The 13,291-nt window shown below is 36.1% G+C and carries 13 protein-coding genes; 12 read left to right on the top strand and 1 reads right to left on the bottom strand.

What is annotated here, in order from left to right:
* The first annotated feature begins 157 nt into the window (after nt 1-157).
* The 5 genes from CDIMF43_RS13335 (at nt 158) to CDIMF43_RS13315 (ending at nt 4,201) form a co-directional block, all read left to right on the top strand.
* The gene (locus CDIMF43_RS13335; RefSeq protein WP_074401496.1) at nt 158-421 is read left to right on the top strand and encodes a DUF896 domain-containing protein; all 264 of its coding nucleotides are present in this window, start codon (nt 158-160) and stop codon (nt 419-421) included.
* On the top strand, nt 418-1,365 hold the full coding sequence (locus CDIMF43_RS13330; RefSeq protein WP_074401497.1) for a ring-cleaving dioxygenase: 948 nt from the start codon (nt 418-420) through the stop codon (nt 1,363-1,365). Before CDIMF43_RS13335 ends, CDIMF43_RS13330 begins: the two co-directional genes overlap by 4 nt.
* A gap of 109 nt (nt 1,366-1,474) precedes the next feature.
* Nucleotides 1,475-2,425, top strand: a complete 951-nt coding sequence (locus tag CDIMF43_RS13325) for a phosphoglycerate dehydrogenase (RefSeq protein WP_074401498.1) — start codon at nt 1,475-1,477, stop codon at nt 2,423-2,425.
* Between the two features lie 256 nt (nt 2,426-2,681).
* Nucleotides 2,682-3,512, top strand: coding sequence for a transporter substrate-binding domain-containing protein (locus tag CDIMF43_RS13320; RefSeq protein WP_074401812.1), 831 nt, complete (start codon nt 2,682-2,684; stop codon nt 3,510-3,512).
* Nucleotides 3,513-3,523: 11 nt separating this feature from the next.
* Entirely contained in the window at nt 3,524-4,201 is a 678-nt protein-coding gene (locus CDIMF43_RS13315; RefSeq protein ID WP_109842283.1) for an amino acid ABC transporter permease, read from the top strand.
* A 38-nt stretch (nt 4,202-4,239) separates the two neighbouring features.
* Here the strand turns inward: CDIMF43_RS13315 and CDIMF43_RS13310 are convergent, their stop codons facing one another.
* A complete protein-coding gene (locus tag CDIMF43_RS13310; RefSeq protein ID WP_109842388.1) occupies nt 4,240-5,211 on the bottom strand; it encodes a LacI family DNA-binding transcriptional regulator in 972 nt (323 codons plus the stop codon).
* A gap of 169 nt (nt 5,212-5,380) precedes the next feature.
* Here CDIMF43_RS13310 and brnQ point away from each other — a divergent pair, with 169 nt between their 5' ends.
* From brnQ to CDIMF43_RS13280, 7 genes are all read left to right on the top strand, one after another.
* Entirely contained in the window at nt 5,381-6,736 is a 1,356-nt protein-coding gene (gene brnQ, locus CDIMF43_RS13305; RefSeq protein WP_074401500.1) for a branched-chain amino acid transport system II carrier protein, read from the top strand.
* 60 nt (nt 6,737-6,796) lie between these two features.
* Entirely contained in the window at nt 6,797-7,018 is a 222-nt protein-coding gene (locus CDIMF43_RS13660) for a MerR family transcriptional regulator (RefSeq protein ID WP_162532959.1), read from the top strand.
* Nucleotides 6,999-7,247 carry a TipAS antibiotic-recognition domain-containing protein gene (locus tag CDIMF43_RS13300; protein WP_162532958.1) on the top strand — a complete coding sequence of 83 codons (249 nt, stop codon included), beginning with the start codon at nt 6,999-7,001 and terminating at the stop codon, nt 7,245-7,247. Before CDIMF43_RS13660 ends, CDIMF43_RS13300 begins: the two co-directional genes overlap by 20 nt.
* 430 nt (nt 7,248-7,677) lie before the next feature.
* On the top strand, nt 7,678-11,409 hold the full coding sequence (locus CDIMF43_RS13295; protein WP_109842281.1) for a MucBP domain-containing protein: 3,732 nt from the start codon (nt 7,678-7,680) through the stop codon (nt 11,407-11,409).
* 10 nt (nt 11,410-11,419) lie between these two features.
* Nucleotides 11,420-11,746 carry an LPXTG cell wall anchor domain-containing protein gene (locus tag CDIMF43_RS13290; RefSeq protein WP_074401504.1) on the top strand — a complete coding sequence of 109 codons (327 nt, stop codon included), beginning with the start codon at nt 11,420-11,422 and terminating at the stop codon, nt 11,744-11,746.
* Nucleotides 11,733-12,482: a WxL domain-containing protein gene (locus CDIMF43_RS13285; protein ID WP_074401505.1), complete on the top strand. Its 750-nt coding sequence runs from the start codon at nt 11,733-11,735 to the stop codon at nt 12,480-12,482. The genes CDIMF43_RS13290 and CDIMF43_RS13285 overlap by 14 nt, the downstream gene beginning before the upstream one ends.
* Nucleotides 12,483-12,515: 33 nt before the next feature.
* A complete protein-coding gene (locus CDIMF43_RS13280) occupies nt 12,516-13,259 on the top strand; it encodes a WxL domain-containing protein (protein ID WP_109842280.1) in 744 nt (247 codons plus the stop codon).
* Nucleotides 13,260-13,291: the final 32 nt, after the last annotated feature.

The raw sequence follows: 13,291 nt of genomic DNA, 5'->3' as shown, positions 1-13,291 counted from the left end.
ATTAAGTATTTGTTAAATTGTTATTATTTAAAAAGAATGACAATCAACCACTAATAATATGTAATTAGTTTACAAAAAGTAAGTAACATGTTAGAATAAGAGTAAGAAATGAGAGAGCACTCGAAAAATCATTTCACTAACTTAAAGAGGTGACGAAATGAAACAATTATTAATGAAGATTAACCAATTAGCTAACAAGTCAAAAAATGAAGGATTATCAGCTGCAGAAAAGCACTTACAAGTAGAATTACGCCAAACCTATTTAAACCTATTTCGTGGCAGTTTGGACGATATTCTATTAAATACAACCGTGTATGATTCAACGGGTGCAGATGTAACACCGTTAGCGTTAAAAAGTAAACAAACTAAACCGGTTATCCAAGTGATTAAAATGGAGCAATGGGAGGAAGAAATAAAATGAAAAAAAGTTTAGGAATTCACCACATTACGGCAATTGTTGGAAATCCACAAGAAAATGTCGACTTTTATGCGAGTGTTTTAGGGTTGCGCTTAGTTAAAAAAACGATTAATTTTGACGATCCACAAACCTATCATTTATATTTTGGAGACGACGTTGCACGTCCAGGATCAATTTTAACCTTTTTTCCTTGGCCTAACGCTTATACGGGCAAAAAAGGCGCTGGACAAGTTGAGGTAATTTCCTTTATGGTTCCCAAAAACAGCTTGAAATTTTGGGAAGATCGGTTGCAATCTTATCAAATAGAAACAAAGAAAGAAGTTCGTTTTGATGAAAGTTATTTAACTTTTAGCGATCCTCACGGGTTAAAATTAGAAATTGTCGAAAGAGAAAGTTCACAGCTTAATCAATGGAATTTCAATGGTGTTGCTCCAGAAGTAGCCATTATCGGTTTTGCAGGAGCAACGCTGAACTCTCGAAGACCAGAACGTACTGGAGAGTTGTTAGAAAATACGATGGGCTTAGAAAAAATAGCTGAAAATGAAACCCATCTTCGTTTTAAATCAACTAGTGAAATTGGAAATACGATTGAAGTTTTGAAAACTGTTTCTGAAAGAGGGACGATGGGAAGTGGAACGGTTCATCATATAGCATTTCGAGCAAAAGATGCCTCAGACCAACTTGAATGGAAGCAAGTGCTAAGTGAGGATGGTTACCAAGTCACACCAGTCCAAGATCGCAATTACTTTGAAGCCATTTATTTTAGAGAAAAAGGTGAAATTCTTTTTGAAATTGCGACAGATACACCCGGTTTCGCTCATGATGAATCAATTGAAACAATGGGAGAAAGCTTGATGCTACCAGAATGGTATGAACCACAACGTGAGCAAATACAACAAGTGTTGCCAACTTTTACCGTCAGAGAAACACATCCTACAATTAAATAAGAAGAAAAAGAACTTGTTTTTTTTTGCAAGTTCTTTTTTTGATAAAATCATATCCCTTTCAACAAAAAATAAGTCATGAGATAATAGAAGTTGAAAGGGAGTGATTAGAATGAAAAAAGCTATTTGGCTGATACAAGATACTACCGCAGAGCAACTTTCTGAACTGAAAGAATGTGCTCCTGAGTTCGAGTTTATCACCGATCAAGATCCTAAAGAAATGCTAGCAACGGTTGAAATTATTTATGGCTGGAAAAAAGAACTAACGGAGCTAATTTCAGAAAATAAACTTCCTCAATTAAGATGGCTACAAGCAAGCTCAGCTGGTGTAGATTATTTAGATTTAGACTTATTTCAAAAGCACGGTATTACCTTAACAAACGGTAGTGGGATTCACGGGATACCAATAGCGGAATCTGTTTTTGGGATGCTATTGTTCTATACAAGAGGGATCAAAAAAGCAAGTGAAGACCAAAAAGATGCGATGTGGGATCAAGTCACTCGTTTAATTGAATTACAAGGAAAAACCATTATGATTGTAGGAACTGGAAAGATTGGTTTTGAAGTAGGACGTCTTGCCAAAGCTTTTGGAATGGAGACGATTGGGGTTAATCGTAGTGGACGACAAGTTGAGTATATGGATACGGTTATCAAGCAAACGGAGATGATGGTAGAATTGCCTAAGGCAGATATCGTAGTTAATAGTTTACCTTTAACAGATGAAACCAATGGTTTTTATAACGAAAAACTCTTTAATCAAATGAAAAAGCATACGCTATTTATCAATGTAGGTCGAGGTGCGTCTGTAAAAACGAGTGATTTGATCCAAGCGATTAAATCGAATAATATTGCATTTGCAGGGTTAGATGTCTTTGAAGAAGAACCTTTAGCAAGCGATTCTCCGTTGTGGAAGATGCCAGAAGTATTGATTACACCCCATATTAGTGGAATTGCAGAACATTTTAAAAAACGCTTAGGAGCAATTTTTCTAGAAAATTTGATGGCATATATAAGAAATGAAAGTTTGCCAAAAAATGTAGTTGATTACAGTCGGAGTTATTAAAGGATAGAGGAAATCTCTATTCTTTTTTTGTTTTTAAAAAACAATATTGTTTTTTAAAAAGTAAGAAAAACCCTAACAATGCTAGTTGAAAGAGAAATCAGAAAAAATTAAATCTACAAAAAACGTACTACAAATTGACTCGGTTTCCACCTGCTGTTATATTCTTTAAAGCGCTATTCAAACAAGCGCGAATAAAGAAAAAGGGGTTTTGATAGTGAATAAAAGAAAACAAAAATGGATTGCTGCTTTAGTGGTTATGCTAGCAGTTACAGTAGCAGGTTGTAATGGAACAAAAAATAAAGAAGACGCAACACAAAATACTGAAAGTGCCAAGAAATGGGCGAAAATTGAAAAAGCTGGAACACTTAAAGTAGCCACTCCAGGAACGCTTTACCCAACTTCTTTTCATGATAAAAAAACAAATGAGTTAACAGGATATGTTGTTGATACAATGAATGAAGTGGGCAAACGGTTGAACTTGAAAGTGGAATACTCTGAAATTGGAGCAGATGGAATGTTTGCTGCAGTTAATAATGGACAAGTGGATATTACAGCAAGTGATGTTGAAATCACAAAAAGTCGTGAGCAGAAATTTGATTTTTCAGAACCAATCAAATATTCATTTGGCAGTATGATTGTACGTAAATCAGATCAATCTGGGATTCATTCATTAAAGGATTTAAAAGGGAAAAAATCAGCAGGAGCAGCGACAACTGTTTACATGGATATCTCGAAAAAATATGGAGCCGAGCCGGTTATTTATGATAATGTGACCAACGATCAATATTTATCAGATGTGGCTAATGGTCGCACGGATGTGATCTTAAATGACTACTATTTACAAAAAATGACTGTGGAAGCTATGCCTGAAATTCCAGTGATGATTCCAGAAATTTACTATAAACCAACAAGTATTGGGTTAGTGATGAAAAAGGATGACACAGAATTAAAAGCAAAAGTAGATGAACAATTAAGCGCAATGCAAAAAGACGGGACACTGACAAAATTATCAGAGAAGTATTTTGGCGGAGCAGATGTTTCTAAAAAGACAGATGTTAAAATTACAGAAGAAATAAAAGTAGACTAGGAGTTTTAATCATGAAAGACATTCAATGGAGAGCTATTTTTAATCCTGAATTAGCGTTCGATAGTTTGCCCTTTGTTTTAACGGGATTAGGGTATACGGTGTTCATTGCGGTTTTTAGCATGATTGTAGGCTTGATTTTGGGATTCTTTTTAGCGCTGATGCGAATGTCTTCTATTAAAGTGCTAAATTTTATCGCGAGGCTTTACATTTCTTTTATGCGAGGAACACCCATGATTGTTTTTTTATTTCTATTGTATTTTGGGTTGCCTTTCATCGGAATTCAATTTTCAGCGATCACAGCAGCCTTGATTGGTTTTAGTTTGAATAGTTCTGCTTATATTGCTGAGATTTTTAGAGCGTGTTTGAACAGTATTGACAAAGGTCAATGGGAAGCATCTTATGCCTTAGGGTTAACGCATTTTTTTATTATGCGTAAGATTATTCTCCCGCAAGCGTTAAGAACAGCCGTAGGACCGTTAAGCAACGTTTTATTGGACTTGATTAAGGGGACGTCATTAGCAGCAATGATTACAGTACCAGAGATTTTTCAACAAGCTAAGATTGTTGGTGGACGAGAATTTGATTATATGACAATGTATATTTTAGTCGCATTGATTTACTGGGGGATATGTAGTTTGTTTTCAGTGATTCAAGTTGTTTTGGAAAAGAAATTTTCTGAATATGCGTAATAAAATAAAGCAGCGTCGGAAAGTTTCTCCGAGTTGCTTTATTTTGTTGTATGTCGTTTGATTAAATGAAAATCTAATGGTATTAAGGGGTTTTCACGATGAGTTAAGTGATTAAAAATAAGTGTGAAGGCATTTTGAGCTTGTTTTTCAATAGGGTAATCAATTGTGGTGATATCTAAGAGGCGTGCGATTTCAATATTGTCAAAACCGACAACTGAAAAAGCATCAGGAACTCGCACACCTAGCCGTTTGGCTTCGGTAATTAAACCAGCAGCAACGGCATCAGAGCTTGTTGCAAAGCCATCTGGTTTAGTGGATTGTTCTTTCCACCAATGAGCCACTTTTTCTCCATCTTCACTTGAATTCAACCCTTTAAACTGAGGTTGAAGATTAGGGGTTAGTTGGTATTTTTCACAAAAATCAAGATAGGCTTTCATACGGCTTTTAGTATTTAAACCACTTGTACTGCCATACAAATTCACAATGTTTCGGCAACCAGTAGCATAAAGGTGTTCTAATCCCAACATGTAACCGTCGTAGTGGTTCATAAAGACGGAAGGGATATGATCAGACTCTACACGTTGCCAAGTCACGATGGGACCGTATTTTGTGAAGGGTTCCAATTGTTTCCAATCATTTAAACGAATGAGCAGTAAAAGACCATCTAATTGCTTGCGACGAAGCATTTCAAAGGCATCTAGCTCTTTTTGTTTATCGTCACCCGTCATAAACAAAGTGACGTTATAGCCTTCTTTTTGGGCAGAAAGAGTGAAACCGCGTAAAAAAACAGTTAAAGAATCTGAAAAATAAGGAGCAACAATGCCAAGGGTTTTCGTAGCTCCTTTTTTCAAATAAACAGCATTTAAGTTGGGAACATAATCTAATTGCTGAATAACCAACTCGACTTTTTTTCGCGTTTCTTCACTCACGTAACCGTTTTGATTGATGACACGAGACACTGTTGCTGAAGAAACACCTGCAGCTTTTGCAATATCTTTGATATTTGCCACTAAAACACGCCCTTCCATTTGCTTCCTTTATCTTAAGTATAGCAAAAAGAAGATTGAAAGAGTAGGACCTAAAAAGTGGAAAGTTCTGAAATTCACTTGCGCTTTTTTTTTAAACAAGCTACCATTGGTTAAGAGTCTTTTTTTAAAATTTAAAATAGGGAGAGTTTGGATGGATAAACGATTGTCATTATCATCTTATATGTTTATAGGATCAATGTTGTTTGGATTATTTTTTGGAGCTGGAAATTTAATTTTTCCAGTGCATTTAGGGCAAGAAGCAGGCGTCAATGTTGGACCTGCGACACTTGGGTTTTTAATTACTGGAATTGGTTTGCCATTTCTAGGAGTTGTAGCAATTGGGGTTTCAAAGAGTGATGGATTATTTGATTTAGCAAGTCGGGTACACCCGCTTTATGGCATGTGTATGACTGTGTTACTTTATTTAACAATAGGGCCATTCTTTGCATTGCCAAGAACTGGAACGGTTTCCTATGAAATTGGGATTGCACCTTTTATTCCGTCAAGCTATCATTCCCTTGGATTAATTATTTTTACAGTTATTTTCTTTGGGGTGGCACTTATCTTTTCAATGAAACCCACCAAGATTTTGATGTATGTAGGGAAAATTTTAAATCCGTTATTTTTAGTCTTTTTAGGAGTTTTGATTGTGACGGCTTTTATTAAACCGATGGGAAGCATTCAAGCAGCTGATGTTCATGGGGCTTATGTAACGAATCCTTTCTTTAAAGGATTTACTGAAGGCTACAATACCATGGATGCGTTAGCGTCTCTTGCTTTTGGAATCATTGTTGTTCAAACGATTAAAGGCTTAGGTGTTCACAATCCACGAAATATCGCGATGGATACGTTGAAATCTGGAACGGTTAGTTTGATTTTAATGGGAATTATTTATGGAAGTTTAACGTATATTGGAGCTATGAGTGTTGGAAAATTTAAGCTGTCTGACAATGGCGGCGTAGCATTGGCTCAAATTGCAGACTATTATTTTGGTTCGTTTGGTAGTATTTTATTAGCAATTATTGTAACGGTTGCGTGCTTGAAAACAGCGATTGGGTTAATTTCTGCTTGTTCAGAGACGTTCCATGAAATGTTTCCTAAGTTCTTAAGTTATAAGCAGTTTGTTGTAGCCTTTACGTTACTAGCGTGCGGCATTGCAAATGTGGGCTTAACCAATATCATCACGCTGTCTATTCCTGTCTTGATGTTTTTATACCCATTAGCAATCACCTTAATTTTATTGGGATTGCTTTCGCCACTGTTTAAAAATCGTCAAATTGTCTACGTCTTAACAACCATTTTCACCATTTTTGTCAGCTTTGCTGATGGATTAAATGCGATGCCTGAAAGTATCAAAGAAACGGGCATTTCACAAGGTATTTTATCTTTTTATACACACTACTTGCCGCTATTTGATATCGGAATGGGCTGGGTTCTACCAGCAATCGTCGGTTTAGCACTCGGCTGGATTATTAGTATCTTTAAAAAAAATGAATTGCGTTTTTAAATTTGGTAACCAAGAAATAGTTATTTCTTGGTTATTTTTTAGCTTAACGTTACGGAAAAGATGAAGTACGCAGTTAAAGGTTTAAGTGCTTTAGCAGTCATTAGTTGTCGAACGTTACGATTCTATGATGAAATCAATTTATTGAACCCAGAAGGTTTAAAAAGAGCGCGCGTTCAGCAAAATGAAGAAAAATATGGTAGAGAAAGTCAAGTTCGATATGGAAAGGCTCAAATGTGTAAAGCGAATCAAAAAAATGTTGAACATGAGTCAGGAAAGATTTAAAGCTTTTGAAGAAGCCATTTTTATACAATTGAAAAAAGCAATGGATACAAACAATACAAGTAGTATAGAAGCAAAAAAATTGGCGACAATGCATAAAGAGTGGTTATCCTATACATGGACGACTTATTCCGCCAAAGCTCCTATTGGATTAGTAACTATGTATTTGGAGGATTCAAGATTTGTTGCTTATTATGACAATCGTGTTGGCCGAGGGGGGCTCAATTTTTAAAGGATGCAGTGAGTAATTTTCTAACTAAATAAAAAAAGTAGTTGATTAAAAAGCTACATTTTATCCATTTATAGCAAGAATTGGGTAAAGAAAAAAATAGTTCCTGAAAATGGAGCTATTTTTTTGTTTTATTTTTCGATAAAATCAGTAAAATAACGATTTGAATAAAATCTGTAAATGTTTATTTCAATAGGATTTCACACATTTTTTACCAAAAAATTGGAAATATAGGAAAGAAATATGAACGTCAGAATGTTTTATTTTGTTTTATTTTTGATACTATTATTAAGAGAGGAACAGCAAGTGGAAAAATTTATTTGAAAAAGCTTGAGGGTAAACCTTAGTTTAATTTTTTAAAATCCATACAAACAAAAACAAAAGGATTTAGTTTTTCTGAAAAATAAATACGTGAGGGAGGAGGAAAAGTAAATTGGAAAAAAGAGAAAGAAGAAAAGGTAATAAAAAAATGAGTCGTTATATTAAAATTTTGAGTATAACTTCTATAATAATAGTCATGTTAATTGGGGGAAACTATTATTTTACAAAAAATCAAACTGTTTCTGTTTTAGCAGATACAGCTTTAAGGTTAACAACATCTAATAATGAAGTAATGGTCAATCGTCCATTTATCGTAACAGTCTCCGATACAGGAGCAACACCTGCGACAGTTAAAAATGAGGACAAAGAAAATCAAGACAGCGGGAGTACAGAGGAAATTGAACTAAAAGCTACTGAACCAATTAAGGAAATTTCAAAAACTATTATCTACTTGCCCCTAGGAATGGAATTTGATGAATCCGGTACAAGTCAGTTGAATGACGGAAAGAAAATAGCCGTGGTTACCTATGATTCTGCATCAAGAAATTTGGAAATTGATTGGATTGCAGGTGAACAACAAGAGCTACAGATATCTTTAATTTCAAAAAATAGTGACAATTACGACATTACTGCTAAAAAAAGTGTGAATAATCAAGTGAATGAATCAGACGTGCTTTCTATCCATGCAGTCGGAATGGAAGAATTAGCTAGTTCTTCAGATGAATTAACCCCGGCAACAGCAAGTGCACGCAGCATAGAAAGCGCTCTGGAAACCTTCGCTTTGGAAGCTGGAACAGCAGTTGTTACGAACGCAGCAGAATTAAGTGCAGCCATCACAGATTTAAGCACGACTCAGATTTATTTTGGAAATGATATTAATTTAAATCAAAGCATTAAGATACCAAATGGCAAACCGTATTTGCGTATTTCAGGGAAAAATCCTTCTACTGGGGAGATCCACACATTAACTGAAAGTAACGGCACAATCGGAGGTACAGATAATATTTATGTAAGCAATAATAATTCAGATCCAAAAGATTACGGATTAGAAGATATGAAGATTATCGGACGAAATTATTATGGTCCTTTGAACGTACAAGATAACACAAAAGAAGTTAGCTTGTCGTATACAAATATTGACTATCAAGGTCCTCAAATTACCCATAACGTTAATGGAATTACAAAGTATCTAGGAGAGACAAGCATTTACATTGCCCGTGTTCAAAGCACGTCTGCTACAAATCAAGAAGTAGCTGAAGCAAGAAATGTCATTATGGATGGGAATATTACAATCAATCATACATCAAATTCAGATAGTATGTTTTGGCTAGGACTATCTGGCGGATCAGAAAATTCATTTACAGTTAAAGAAAACTCGAATATTATGATTGATTCGAAAGGAAACGGCATGTTTTACCGTGATGGAACCAATCCAATCACGATGGATATTGAACAAAATGCTACTGTTAAAATTACGACTAATAATGGGTTGTTCCGTAATAATCCAGGGAAGTATCTCCATGTTGGAGAGAATGCCAATGTGGAGTTTGAAAAAACAGGTGGAGATCAGCCAGTACTTCGGTTAACAGAAGATTTAAATGTAGCCAAAGGTGCGCGTCTAGTGATGAAAGCAACTGGAGGAAGTGGGAATTTTGCTCGTTTTGAAAGAGCCTACTCAGGAACCAACTTAAATTTCGATGATCCATTAAGTGTCTTACTTTACAATAAAACTGCGCAACAAATGTTTGCTTGGCAAGGAACAGGAAATTCATCTGGAAAAATGCATATCAACTCTCCAATCGTAAACTACTGGCGAGTTGCTGGAACTGGAGATCGAGATGATTTGCCATTGTTTAGTTGGTCAATGCCAGACCGTTCGAACGTGCTGACAGATGTTACAACCAACGGGAGCAATTCAACAGTTATTAATTCAACAAATGCAGGAATAACTGCAACAGATTTCAACATGGGTACTGCAAAAGTGATTTCACTAGGAACAGTAGATGTTGCTTTAGATCCAATCACAGATGCACAAACTAATGTAACGGGTACGGCAACAAAAAATTCTAAAGTCTATATTGATTACACAGAAGTGGGTGTTAAAAAGACTTTAACAGGCTACGCTGGAACAGACGGTACTTATAGCATCCCGATTCCTGATGGATTTATTAAGCCATACACATCAGTAACTGCAACAGCAAATTTAGACTTTAAAACGAAAGTATCAGCGCCAGTCATAGTAGAGGATGTAACGCCACCAGAAGGAACGGCGGTTATCCAAGTCTTAGAACAAGGCGGGGTCTTTCCAAGTGATAGCACAAAATTTGTTAAAGACATTCAAGATAAATCAGACGGAACAACAGGAGCAGGAGTAACTGTAACCGCTGGATCAATTTCTCAACCAGACATGAATCAGTTTGGTCCAGTGTTGCCGATGTATGAAGTGATATTGACGGATAAAGCAGGAAATAAAACGACTTTAAACATTCCGATTTTTATTAAAGACGCAGACACTGCTGTTTCTAATACAACCGCGTTAAAAGCTAAAAATATAACCTTCAAACTGCCACAATATCCGCAAACAGAAGCTGAATTGAAAGCATTTATTCAAAAAGAATCAGCCATTCAAGTTTGGGAATTAGAAACTGGGAATGAAGTGACAGACCTAAGTTCTCTTACAATCGATACATCTAAAATGAAACAAGAAGTAGGTGTATATCCGGTAATGGTGACATTTGGCAATGTTCAAAAAGAAATTCAAGTAGAGGTTACACCAGGAACAGGAACGGTTGTGTTCCATTACCAAGATGAAGAAGGCAACAAACTTGCAGAAGATAAAACAATTGTAGACGATATTGGAAATAGCTACACTGAAAAACCAATTGATTTAAATGGTTATTTATACTTGCGTACTCAAGGAAATGCAACGGGTGTCATAGAAGATCAGACCCAAGAAGTTCTGTTCATTTATCAACAAAATCGCTTTAAATTAACTCAAACTGTTACGAAGCTAGATGGAAGTTCAGCTGAAAAAGTGGCTTTAACAGAAGCTATTAAAGTAAACACAGTGCTAGACAGTCAATTAACAAGTGTAACGCCAACCGTATTCTATAAAGACTTAACGATTACAGTGCCAATTGAGGATACTTTAACCGATGTCGGAACGTTCTCTTTAAAAAGGGAGGATGGAACGTCAGTAGGTCAGATAACTTACGATGCACCTACTAAATCTGTGAAAGCCACCATTAGTGAAGCAGATCAAATTCCATGGAATGAAAACATCACAATGAGCTATCAAGCAACAGTTAAAGAGGATGCGCCACTAGCAACGATAATCACAACAGTTGGAGAAGCTAGCGGAAACTATACAAACGATTGGATAGCCAATCCGGTCAAATCAAATACAACAAAAACTGAAATTGTCGATGGAAAATTAACCTTTGTTTCAGCTCCGACAGATTTAGATTTTGGAGAAAATCTTAAGATACCAGCTGTTAATAAAAAGTACCCTTTACAATCATTAACAGGTAGCTTAACCGTCCAAGATACACGTTCGATTAAAGGCTCATGGACATTGAGTGCGAAGATGGATCAAGTATTGACTAGCACAAGCAATAAAACGTTGCCTACAGCTGTTCAATATACCAACAACGGTCAAAAATCTATTTTAGGAACCTCTTCCATTATGATTTATCAACAAACAAATGCGGACAGCAAGCCTATTTCGATTACAGATAATTGGTTGCCAAATGGTGATGGATTAGCTTTAGATATAAAACCTGAAACTACTTATCCAGAATCCTATAAGGGTTCAATCGAGTGGACCTTGCAGGACACACCATAGGAGGGAAACGATGAATAAAAAAAGAGGAATCGCACTTCTTTTGATGATAGTATTGTTCAGTTTCTCTTCATTTATGGAAACAGACGCAGAGACAAATCAGAAGAGCCATAGTACAACAGGGGACATAAGCTTTTATGGAGATTATGAAAAACCTAAAGAAACTCAACCAACAGATGCAAAAGAATTAAAAGATAAAGAAGTCGTTTTAACAAAGCTTCCGCAAACAGGGGAAAAATCAGTACACTCTTATTTCATAATAGGAATAATGATTGTTGTAGGAAGTTTTCAATTGTATCAAAAAAACAAAATAGGGGGATTTAAAAATGAAATTAACTAAAATAATGACAAGTACAGCGTTACTATTAACAGCTGCTAGTTTTTCAACAGTAGCTAACGCTGCAGATGGTGGCACCTATCGTTCAACAGGATCAGTAGAATTCGTTCCAAATAATATGGTTACTCCACCAACCGATCCAGAAAATCCAGGCAAAGAAGTAACACCTACGAACCCAGATGGAACGGATCCAGATCCAGGAACAGCAGGTCCATTAAGTATTGATTACGCTTCAAGCTTAAGCTTTGGAAGCAATAAAATTACAAACAAAGATGCCATTTACTTTGCAGAACCACAAAAATTAAAAGATGGAACAGCAAGAGCTAACTACGTGCAAGTTACAGATACCCGTGGGAACAACGCTGGTTGGACGTTAACAGTCAAGCAAGAAGGTCAATTAAAAAATGAAACAACGACCAATAAAGAATTGACGGGTTCTGTATTATCGTTAACAGGCGGAGCAGCGGTAAGCAATACAACAAATGTTGTAGCACCAACAGTTAGCGACGTAATTCTAGATTCAGCGGGAGCAGCTTCTGAAGTAATGAGCGCTAAAGAAGGACAAGGAGCATTAACTTGGTTAAATGTATTTGGAACATTGGAAGACACTCAAGTAGATGGGGAAACAGTTAAGAAAAATAAAGCAATTACACTGTCAATTCCAGGAACAACACCAAAAGACGCCGTTAAATATTCAACAAATTTAACTTGGACATTAAGCGACGTACCAAGTAAATAAAAATAAAAAAACTTAAAAAAGGGAGATTTACACATGAATAAAAAAATAATGACACTTAGTGCAGCAACTTTAATGGCTTTAACAATTGGAGGAAATGTTGTAAATGAAGCAACAGTCGGAACCTACAAATCAAATGCAAAAGTAACATTTGAGCAAGATACTTCCATTACACCACCAACAGATCCATCTAATCCAGGAAGTGAAGTAACACCAACTAATCCAGACGGAACAGACCCAGAAGAAGGAACAGCAGGCCCATTAAGTATTGATTTTGCCTCTTCATTTGGTTTTGATAAACAAAAAATTACAACAAAAGATGAAGTCTACAATGCAAAAGCACAAATGCTTTCAGATGGAACAGAGCGTCCTAACTACTTGCAAGTAACAGATAAACGTGGTGGTGCAAAAGGTTGGACCGTCCAAGTGAAACAAGAAACACAATTAACATCAGCAACGAGCAAAAAGAAATTAGATGGAGCTTTAATTTCCATTGCAAATGGTGAAGCTGTTTCAGCTTCGACTTCAGCAATCCCTTCTGTTTTAAATGCAACAGGTCAAAAATTAAACCTATCAATGGATGCAGACGGCGTTGGTGTGAGTCAAGAAATTATGGCAGCCAAAGCAGATGAAGGTGCTGGAACATGGGTTTATCGTTTCGGTGACGATACAACAAAGAACACAAGCGTAACGTTATCAGTACCAGGTTCTACAACGAAATATGCAGAAGAGTATTCAGCAGAAGTGACTTGGACATTAGCTGATATTCCAACAAACTAATCAAAAATGAAATAAGTTGAAAAGCATCGCTT

The sequence above is a fragment of the Carnobacterium divergens genome, assembly GCF_900258435.1.
GTDB lineage: Bacteria > Bacillota > Bacilli > Lactobacillales > Carnobacteriaceae > Carnobacterium > Carnobacterium divergens_A.
Note: the sequence above shows the minus strand (reverse complement) of the source record. Positions and strands in the feature narration are given on the sequence as shown.

Excerpts from the sequence above, each read along its gene's own strand:
- CDIMF43_RS13335 (WP_074401496.1), top strand. The coding sequence starts at position 158 with ATGAAACAATTATTAATGAAGATTAACCAATTAGCTAACAAGTCAAAA.
- CDIMF43_RS13330 (WP_074401497.1), top strand. The coding sequence starts at position 418 with ATGAAAAAAAGTTTAGGAATTCACCACATTACGGCAATTGTTGGAAAT.
- CDIMF43_RS13325 (WP_074401498.1), top strand. The coding sequence starts at position 1,475 with ATGAAAAAAGCTATTTGGCTGATACAAGATACTACCGCAGAGCAACTT.
- CDIMF43_RS13320 (WP_074401812.1), top strand. The coding sequence starts at position 2,682 with ATGCTAGCAGTTACAGTAGCAGGTTGTAATGGAACAAAAAATAAAGAA.
- CDIMF43_RS13315 (WP_109842283.1), top strand. The coding sequence starts at position 3,524 with ATGAAAGACATTCAATGGAGAGCTATTTTTAATCCTGAATTAGCGTTC.
- brnQ (WP_074401500.1), top strand. The coding sequence starts at position 5,381 with ATGGATAAACGATTGTCATTATCATCTTATATGTTTATAGGATCAATG.
- CDIMF43_RS13660 (WP_162532959.1), top strand. The coding sequence starts at position 6,797 with ATGAAGTACGCAGTTAAAGGTTTAAGTGCTTTAGCAGTCATTAGTTGT.
- CDIMF43_RS13300 (WP_162532958.1), top strand. The coding sequence starts at position 6,999 with ATGAGTCAGGAAAGATTTAAAGCTTTTGAAGAAGCCATTTTTATACAA.
- CDIMF43_RS13290 (WP_074401504.1), top strand. The coding sequence starts at position 11,420 with ATGAATAAAAAAAGAGGAATCGCACTTCTTTTGATGATAGTATTGTTC.
- CDIMF43_RS13285 (WP_074401505.1), top strand. The coding sequence starts at position 11,733 with ATGAAATTAACTAAAATAATGACAAGTACAGCGTTACTATTAACAGCT.
- CDIMF43_RS13280 (WP_109842280.1), top strand. The coding sequence starts at position 12,516 with ATGAATAAAAAAATAATGACACTTAGTGCAGCAACTTTAATGGCTTTA.